9 protein-coding genes are annotated in these 9,304 nt (G+C 48.3%); all 9 read left to right on the forward strand.

Going from position 1 to position 9,304, the window contains the following annotated elements:
• On the forward strand, window positions 1-203 hold a 203-nt coding region (locus tag GJS45_RS23890), incomplete at its 5' end, for a hypothetical protein (protein WP_235954945.1).
• Window positions 204-668: 465 nt separating this feature from the next.
• Window positions 669-890: a DUF433 domain-containing protein gene (locus GJS45_RS23315; RefSeq protein WP_162344304.1), complete on the forward strand. Its 222-nt coding sequence runs from the start codon at window positions 669-671 to the stop codon at window positions 888-890.
• Entirely contained in the window at window positions 887-1,231 is a 345-nt protein-coding gene (locus tag GJS45_RS23320) for a DUF5615 family PIN-like protein (protein WP_162344305.1), read from the forward strand. Before GJS45_RS23315 ends, GJS45_RS23320 begins: the two co-directional genes overlap by 4 nt.
• A 455-nt stretch (window positions 1,232-1,686) precedes the next feature.
• Window positions 1,687-2,652 carry an MraY family glycosyltransferase gene (locus GJS45_RS23325; protein WP_162344306.1) on the forward strand — a complete coding sequence of 322 codons (966 nt, stop codon included), beginning with the start codon at window positions 1,687-1,689 and terminating at the stop codon, window positions 2,650-2,652.
• Between the two features lie 211 nt (window positions 2,653-2,863).
• Window positions 2,864-4,030, forward strand: a complete 1,167-nt coding sequence (locus GJS45_RS23330; RefSeq protein WP_162344307.1) for a DegT/DnrJ/EryC1/StrS family aminotransferase — start codon at window positions 2,864-2,866, stop codon at window positions 4,028-4,030.
• Between the two features lie 2 nt (window positions 4,031-4,032).
• Window positions 4,033-4,635: a sugar transferase gene (locus GJS45_RS23335; RefSeq protein ID WP_317165121.1), complete on the forward strand. Its 603-nt coding sequence runs from the start codon at window positions 4,033-4,035 to the stop codon at window positions 4,633-4,635.
• Between the two features lie 20 nt (window positions 4,636-4,655).
• Entirely contained in the window at window positions 4,656-5,273 is a 618-nt protein-coding gene (locus GJS45_RS23340; RefSeq protein ID WP_162344309.1) for an acetyltransferase, read from the forward strand.
• 291 nt (window positions 5,274-5,564) lie between these two features.
• A complete protein-coding gene (locus GJS45_RS23345) occupies window positions 5,565-7,124 on the forward strand; it encodes a capsule assembly Wzi family protein (RefSeq protein ID WP_162344310.1) in 1,560 nt (519 codons plus the stop codon).
• A 112-nt stretch (window positions 7,125-7,236) separates the two neighbouring features.
• Window positions 7,237-9,195 (forward strand): polysaccharide biosynthesis protein, encoded by a 1,959-nt coding sequence (locus tag GJS45_RS23350; protein ID WP_317165122.1) that lies wholly within the window; start codon window positions 7,237-7,239, stop codon window positions 9,193-9,195.
• The last annotated feature ends 109 nt before the right edge of the window (window positions 9,196-9,304 follow it).

Genomic DNA, 9,304 nt, shown 5'->3' on the forward strand with positions numbered 1-9,304 from the left:
TTGGCGGAAACCTGGTTTCACTTTTTAGCGGCTGGATAGCCAATGCAGGGAGCGCAAGACCCCAACTACCCCGGGCTGCGCCTCTTTTATCGGCTTACCCGGGGCTTATGGTATTTCGCCCCTTCGGGGCTTGGTTCCGGATACCTGATATAATAGCCGTTAGACAGGCTACCATACAATTTAGGTCCAATCGTGGTGGTTAATTGGCTGGGGCCCTGCTGAGGTATAGGGATCGGCTTTGGGGTAGGTTTTCTTGTTTTGGGTTCAGCCGTGGTGGTTAAAGTATCTCGGAACCGTCTGAGGTATTCATAGCGGCTGTCTGGCAGTCAGTCTTTACTTTGGATTCAACCCTGGTTGTTAAGGGTTAAACAATTGTATCATCACATCATCCCATCATCATATCATCATATCACCACATCATCACATCATCCCTCAGTCTCCCCCTCACTAAGTCACTCCGTCTCTAAGTCTCCAATTCCCTCAGTGTCCTTCGAGCCTCTTTGTGCCTTAGTGACTAAAAATCCCTGTACGTTCCATCCGTCCCTCCGTCCCCCCGTCACTGAGTCTCCTAGTCCCTCAGTCACCCCCTCTCAAAGTCAAAACACCCGGTCCTAAAATCAGATAAGCAGTTAACCAACGAACTGGCTGGATTTACGTATATTTGGATTATGAATTATCAGGAATATATAGAAATAAGATCTGACAAGAGATTTGGTAAACCTTGCCTTAAAGGGACAAGAATCTCCGTTTATGATGTGTTAAATTGGCTATCAAACGGAATGAGCAAACAGGAGATCATGCAAGATTTTGAAGAGATTAGTGAAGATATGATTAATGCTTGCCTGGCTTTTGCAGCAGATAAGGAGCATAAATTGCAAATTGCCTCTTGAAGCTTTTGTTTGACCAGAATATCTCGCCAAAAATTGTCAGGCAAATTGAATCCGATTTCCCGGGCTCTTATCATGTTCGACATGTGGGCTCGGAAGACGCATCGGATTCCGATATTTTTGATTATGCAAAGGCACATGGGTATGCTGTAGTAACGTTTGACGCTGATTTTATTGATTTAAATATGATTAAGGGTATTCCACCCAAAATCATCTGGTTAAAAACAGGTAATTTAACCACCCAATCTATTTCAAGGCTTTTACAGAAAAACAGAATTGCTATGATTGAATTTTTAGCGTCTGAGGAACAAGGAATTTTAGAAATAATTCAAAAGAAAGAATAGGTACGGGTTAATTGGCTCGGAACGGGCTGAGGTGTAGGGATCGGCTTTGGGGCAGGTTCTCTTATCTTGAGTTCAGCGGTGGTGGTTAACCTGGCTGGGTCCGGGCTGGGTTGTAGTTATGGGCAAATAGGCAGGAAAGGTAGTATTGGATTCAGCCGTGTTGGTTAAGGGTTAATATGGTTCGAATCCGGCTGCGGTATTCCTAGTGGCTATCTGGCAATCAGCCTTTACTTTGGATTCAACTCTGGTGGTTAAGGGTTAAAAGGGCATTTTGGGCGGATATGGAGCCCAACTGAACTGCCTGGTATTTTAGGCTTACCACATCACCACATCACCACATCACCACATTATCAAATCATCAAATCATCACATCATCACATCATCTCTAAGTCCCTCCCATTGCTTCTTTCAAATAAATAATAATTAATTACCTTTGCCAGAACCCTTTTACAGCCATGTACTACCTGATTGCCTTCCTTTTTTTCCTGGGAACATTGCTCCTCTATTTTCGCCTGGCCGAACGCTACCGGATCATTGACAAACCCAATGAACGCTCCTCACATACCCAAAGTACCATCCGTGGTGGGGGCATGGTGTTCGTCCTGGCGGTGGTCCTGGCCTGGCTGATGGGGGCCGCCTCCTGGCCATTGGCGCTGGCCATACTGCTGGTCGGCGGGATCAGCATGTGGGACGATATCCGCCCCCTGCATCAATTGCCGCGCATCAGCGCTCACTTCCTGGCCACTGCACTGCTGCTGCTGGACCTGGGGCAGGGCACCCAGCTGGGAGCCTGGATACCCCTGTTGTTTTTTATGCTGATCGGCTGGACCAACCTGTTTAATTTTATGGATGGTATCAATGGCATCACCGTGCTCTATGCGCTGGTGGCCCTGGGGAGTTTTGCCCTGGTACCGGAAATGGCCGGGGAAAGGGAACTGCTCTTGCTTCTGGCCCTGGCTTGCCTCGCGTTTGCCTGGTTCAATGTGCGGAAAAAAGCCCGGTGTTTTGCCGGAGATGTAGGCTCTGTTAGCATGGCCATGGTGCTGGGCTACCTGATGATAAAGGTGATTATCCTTACGGGTAACCCGGCGTACCTGTTTTTCTTTACCGTATATGGCCTGGATGCGGTAATTACCCTCTTGCTGCGCCTTTTTCGCAGGGAAAATATCTTTCAGCCCCACCGCAGTCACCTGTACCAGTACCTGGCCAATGAGACAGGCATTCCCCATGTGCAGGTATCCCTGGTGTATGCCGGGCTACAGTTGATGATCAACGGGATATGGGTCTACGGTATTGGCCTGGAAACCGTTCATTGGTTCCCTGCCATCGTCTTTGTTTTGGTGATGATTATGGGCTATTTAGGGTTCCGGTATTGGCTGATCAAAAAAAATGTAAAAAATATTGAAAAAAAAATTTCCTGAAACCTAATCGGCTTATACGGGTCAACTAGTTTTAATTATCAGGAAAATGCCACAAGCCTATAAGAAAAGGGACTTGATTTTTTTGGTGAAAAAATTATCCGATTTTAAAGAATTCCAGTTGTTTAAATTTGCTTTCCCTGGAAGGAATATCATTTAATTTTTCTGCAAATATTTATATCTTTAGCCGGTAGTATCGAATTACAGGGAAGTAATGGGAAAAAGTAAAGAAAGAATTTACCTGTCTTTTCCGGAATTTCAGGGTGGAGAAATAAAGCATGTCATGGCCGCCATGGAAGAAGGGCAGATCGCTACTCATGGCCGGTTTATTTCCGCATTTGAGCAGGGATTGTCCAGGAAGTTTGAGGCTTCCCATGTCGTGGCAATCAATTCCGGTACTTCCGCTATTCATCTGGCGCTGCACTTGCTAGGGGTAGGGCCTGGAGACGAGGTGCTCTGTCAGAGTTTTACGTTCATCGCTTCTACCAATCCCATTCTTTACCTGGGAGCCCAACCACTTCTGGTGGACAGTGAAAAGGAAACCTGGAACATGTGTCCGGATATCCTGGAGGGGACGATTCAGGAGCGGCTGCGAATGGGAAAAAAGCCCAAGGCCATCGTGGTCGTCAACCTTTTCGGCATGCCGGCCAACTGGCCCCGAATCAGGGAAATCAGCCAACGGTACCAAATACCCGTGATAGAAGATGCAGCAGAGGCGGTAGGGTCCCGTATTGGTGGACAGTATGCCGGAACATTCGGAGATTTGGGTATTTTTTCTTTCAATGGCAACAAGATCATTACCACCGGAAGTGGAGGAGCCTTGCTTACCGACAACCGTTTTCTTGCCAAAAAAGCCAGCTACCTTTCGACTCAGGCAAAGCTGGATTTCCCTCATTACGAGCATTCCGAAATGGGGTTCAATTATAAAATGAATAATATTTCTGCTGGGATCGGTCTGGCCCAACTCGACAGCCTGGAGGAGCGGATCCAAAAAAGAAGGGCCATCTTTCGTCGGTACCAGCAATTCCTGCAGGAACTCCCCGGTATTCGTTTTTTGAAGGAACCGGAAGGGTTTTTTTCCAACCGTTGGCTCACAACCATGGTAATAGATCCCTTGCTGGCTGGATTTTCAGCCAGGGAGTTGATGTTTAGCCTACAAGATCAGGAGATCGAATCCAGGTTATTGTGGAAACCCATGCACCTGCAACCTTTATATAAAAATACGCCCTTCTATGGAACAGGGGTCTCTTCGGCCCTTTTTTCAGAGGGCATTTGCCTGCCCAGTAGCACAGGCCTGACGGAGGAAGAAATGGACCGGGTATTGGATGTGGTTTTTTTGTTGCACAAGGACATCATGAAAGTGTCAGATAAACTGTCGTGAACGTGGGAAAACGAATCTTTGATTTTTTAGTAGCCCTGGTCCTGTTGATGGTGCTTTCTCCGCTGATGGCAGCGTTGGTAGTACTGCTGAGGTGGCAGGAGGAGGGCCCGGTGTTTTTTACACAAACCCGTACCGGCAGGTCTGGCAAGCCTTTTACCTTGCTGAAATTCCGCACCATGTCCGAAGCCCGGGACTTGTCGGGAAAACTGCTGAGTGATGAAAAACGGATGACCCCGGTTGGCAGCTGGTTAAGGCAAAGTTCGCTGGATGAATTGCCGCAATTATATTGTGTGCTGCGGGGAGAAATGAGTTTGGTGGGGCCCCGGCCCCTGCTGCCGGAATACCTTCCCCTCTATTCTGAAGAACAACACCGCCGCCACGAAGTCCTGCCGGGCATCACCGGAATCGCTCAGATTAAAGGTCGGAACAGGCTGAGTTGGGAAGAAAAGTTCCGTTATGATACCTGGTACGTTCGGAATCGCTGTTTTCTGCTAGATGTAAAAATCCTTTTCCTGACCATCAGGCCCCTGATCCGCAAGCAACATATTTATCCGGAGGGCAGCCTTTCGGTAGCACCATTTCGCGGAAACCGGCAAAGTGCCTGAACCAAAAAACACCACATTACATGTATATCTTTGGAGCATCCGGCCATGGGAAAGTAATCATCGACCTGCTAGGCCCGGAGGACCGGGTGCACGGTATCTTTGATGACAATATCCACTTAACCCAACTGATGGAGTTCCCGGTGCTTGGCCCTGTTCCCGATCATTTTATTTTTGATCATCCCCTTATTATAGCCATTGGAGACAATAGCGCGCGCCAAAAGGTTTACCTGCGATATCGGGAACGAGCGGATTTTGCCAGTATGGTCCATGATTCAGCTATTTTCAGCCAACGCGCTACGATGGGAGCAGGCACCGTAGTGATGGAAAGGTGCCTGGTTAAAGTAGACAGCTGGCTGGGCAGGCAGGTCATCGTCAACACGGCGGCCTCCATCGACCACGATTGCAGGATTTCGGATTTTGCGCACATCGCTCCCGGAGCCATCCTCTGCGGAGGGGTCCATGTGGGGGAGGGAACGCTGATTGGTGCTGGCAGTACCGTCTTGCCGGGTATCCAAATCGGCTCCTGGGCCAAAATTGGTGCCGGATCGGTGGTCACCCGCAATGTGCCCGATGCCAGCACCTGGATTGGAAATGGCTTGCGTACCGCTCCTCGGGATCCCGCTCCTAGGGATTTGTAATCCCGAGGACAGATAAAGGGGACCCCGCTCCTCGGGATTTGCAATTCCGAGGCCAGATAAAGGGGATTTGCAATCCCCGAAACGTGCCCATCATCCCAAAAACGATTCCGTAACCAGGAGTACAAATCCTGCTCATCTGCAGTCCGACATTGCAACTATCGAACAGCACCTGCTCCAGGTTGTGAGGCATAAGATTGCCATTCTTTCCTATTTTTTTGTAAAAAAGTTTATCTTTCGGCCCAAATGCTACGAACCCTCTTTTTTACAATCATATTTCTTTGTGTAAACCACATGGACTTGCAGGCGCAGGTTTTTGCCGGTGAGCCCATGCTGGAAGAAGCCGGTAGGAGAATGCAGCTCCTGGGCAAGGGAGACAACCAGGCCAGTTACCTGATCCGTCCCTTCGATTTACCGCTTGCGGACCTGATGGAAGGAGATAGCCTGGCTCCCGGAAAGGAAATCAGGGAAAACTGGAAATGGCTACCGGTAAGGGCATCCCTGGGCCATTCCGCCAGCAGGCCCTATGGCTACTATCCATACCTGAAGGTGCCGGCCAGAGGACCTCAACTCTGGTTAAATCCCGGACTGCTATACCGTAAAAATTGGCTGGAATTCCGTTTCCAACCGGAATTGGTTTTGGCCGGAAACACCGCCTATGAGGGATTTCCGGATAGCTACGGATTGACCACCAACCGCAGGTATTTTCGTTATCCCAATACCCTCAACTATCCGGAGCGTTTTGGCAAGGGAATGCTGCTTCGCCTGGGTTGGGGACAATCCAAACTGGCCGCTCATTGGCGCAAATGGGAAGTAAGCCTCAGTACCAGCAATATCTGGTGGGGTCCGGGACAGTTTCAGTCGCTTATTTTCAGTCATCATGCTCCGGGATTTCCTCACCTGAGCCTGGGTACCAGGGCACCGCTGCCCACCTTTTTGGGAACCTTTGAAGGGCAGGTATTGGTGGGTAGGCTAGCTAGCACCGCTTATGCTCCCCTGCAGGAGGAGGCACTCAATCAGCAATTTTACAATCCTCACCGGGAAGATCCGCGTTATTTGAATGCGCTGATCCTTGCTTATTCTCCCAAATGGCTGAAGGGCTTGTCATTGGGTTTTTCACGGACTTTTCAGATCTATAATCGGGATCGGCCCGCGGGCTTCAGGGCCTTACTGCCGGTAATCATGCCCCTGATCAAGGAAAATTACGGATTTTCCAATGCCAATGGGGAATGGGACCAGCAGGTAGCGGTGTTTGGCCGCTGGGTGTTGCCACAGGCACAATCAGAGCTTTATTTTGAGTATGGCCGTCGGGACCATGCATTGAATTGGCGGGAGTTTTTCCTCAATCCCGAACATGCCCGGGCTTATTTGCTGGGGTTTTCCAAACTATGGACCCTGGAAAAGGGACATTTGCAGATGCGTGGGGAGCTGACCCAGCAGCAGGAATCCATCAATCGCCTGGTCCGCTACTCCGGCAACGCAGGCCTTAGCTGGCACGGCCATTCCAGGCTTCGCGGATTTACGCATAGGGGAGAGCCGCTGGGAGTGGGCCTGGGTCCCGGCACTAATATGCAAACCCTGGAATTGGCCTATGTGCGAGGCTGGAAAAAAACGGGAATACGACTGGAGCGGGTGGCACGAAATGAGGATTTTTATTATGCGGCAACAGCTGCCAACGCAGATTTGGAGCCCTGGACAGATTTGGCCCTGGCTTTGTTATGGGAAAGAAAATTGGCGAACATCAACCTTGCGGCTACCGGCCAATATATTCATTCCCACCATTACCAATGGCAGGCCGCAGCAGGTGTTCGTTCCAATTTCAATTTGGAGGTACAAATGGTTTACCATTGGTGAAAATCAATTCAAAAGCCAGGTGTGCGCCTTTTAATGAATGTTGAATTAATTTTGATAAAGTATTTTTCAAAGAATAAGTTTGGCTTTTTTGTAAGGTGAAAAACCATTATCTTTGATAGATTCATTGGCGGCTTCTTACCATAAGTTTTTATTCATGTTTTTTTCGAAAAAAATCAGCATTCTACCCAGGTGGCTTATCGCTTGTCTTGACAGTATTATTCTTTTCATATCCATCTTTTTTGCCTATTTTCTGGCTACCAATTTCGATTGGTTAAGGATGGCTGACCTGCAGGTTTTTCAGGGAACCCTCACATTTGTTTTAATTGGCCTTTTTGTTATGTTTCTAACAAAAAGTTATACCGGAATAGTGCGCCATACCGGTATCATGGATGGGATGTTAATCCTGCGTACAGTTGGCTTTACGGTACTGGCGGTGTCGGTTCTTAATCTGTTAAAGGCGATGCTATATGGTGGGGGTAGGGTGGTACCCTTTGCCGTGCTGATCATCGGAGGAGTACTCGCTCTGTTTTTCCTGATTACCTACCGCCTGCTGGTAAAGGATTTTTTCAGAAAAAACAAGCTCAAAGGGATGGATTTGCCAAAGAAAAAAATACTGATCTATGGAGCAGGTGAGGCGGGCAGCATTACCTACCGGGCTGTGGTCAAAGACAGCCAGTACCAGTTTCTGGTCTATGGCTTTTTGGATGATGACCCCCGGAAGAAGGGCAAGTATTTTGAGGGATTGCCCGTATTCGGCAACGTTGACGAATTGGCGGACCTGGCGGAAAGATTTGAGTTGGAAGAATTGATCATCGCCATCATAGACCTTCCCCCCAGACGAAAAAGGGAAATTATTGATGCCTGCATCCGGCTGGATATCCATGCCATGACCATACCTCCGGTAAACCAATGGATAGGGGGGAACCTCAGTCCCGGGGCACTCAGGGATGTGAAAATAGAGGACCTGCTTGGTAGGGAATCCATTTGTCTGAAAAACACCACGGTATCTGCGCTGATAACAGGCAAGCGGGTGCTGGTCACAGGAGCGGCCGGATCGATAGGAAGTGAATTGTCCAAACAGATTGCCAGATGCGCTCCGGAGGTTTTGGTCTTGCTGGATATGGCCGAATCTCCCCTGCATGATCAGGAGGTATTTATCCAGAATGAATTCAAGGAGCTGCCGCTTCATGCTATTTTGGAGGATGTGACCAACCTGGAAGGGCTCAAAAAGGTGTTTGATCTTTACAAGCCCGATTTTGTTTTCCATGCCGCAGCGTTAAAACATGTGCCCATGATGGAAAAGTATCCGTTCAAAGCCATTCAGTGTAATCTCCTGGGTACAAAAAATGTGGCGGATTGTGCAGTAGCCTATGGCGTGAAAAAAATGGTCATGGTCAGCACCGACAAGGCCGTAAATCCCACCAATGTGATGGGGGCCAGCAAAAGGTTGGCTGAGATGTATGTACAATCCCTGGATAATTCTCAAAAGGAGCAGCACAATTCAGGAACAGCCTTTATCACTACCCGCTTTGGAAATGTATTGGGATCTAACGGTTCTGTTATTCCCCTGTTCAAACGGCAGATTAAAAATGGAGGACCTTTGACGGTCACTGACCCCGATGTTACGCGATATTTCATGACCATACCCGAGGCCTGTGATTTGGTATTGGAGGCAGGAGCCATGGGCAATGGAGGTGAGATTTTTGTTTTTGACATGGGTGAACCGATCAGGATCATTGACCTGGCGAGAAAAATGATACACCTCAGCGGTAAAAAACCCGGTGTGGATATTGACATAGAAATTACGGGATTGCGTCCCGGAGAAAAGTTGTATGAAGAAGTATTGGATTCCGGAGAACGGTCCGTTGAAACCCACCATCCTAAGATAAAAATAGCTCTGGTCCGCCCCGGTAACTTTCAGGAGATCAAAAGAAAAATGCGATTGTTTGAAACGTTTTTTGATCCCGAAGATGAAATGCAGCTGGTTTTGCATATGAAAAAAATGGTCCCCGAATACACCAGCAAAATGTCCCGCTTTGAGGTTCTGGATGGGCAAAAAGTGGAGAAATAATTTCTCCCGCTCCGCGTGATTTGCAATCACGAGGTGCAGATAAAGGGGATTTGTAGGGCTTCTTTCTGAATCCCTAAAAAACTGATATCCAATGAATTAAATAGAAGTA

This window comes from Cyclobacterium salsum (assembly GCF_010119245.1).
GTDB classification, from domain to species: Bacteria; Bacteroidota; Bacteroidia; order Cytophagales; family Cyclobacteriaceae; genus Cyclobacterium; species Cyclobacterium salsum.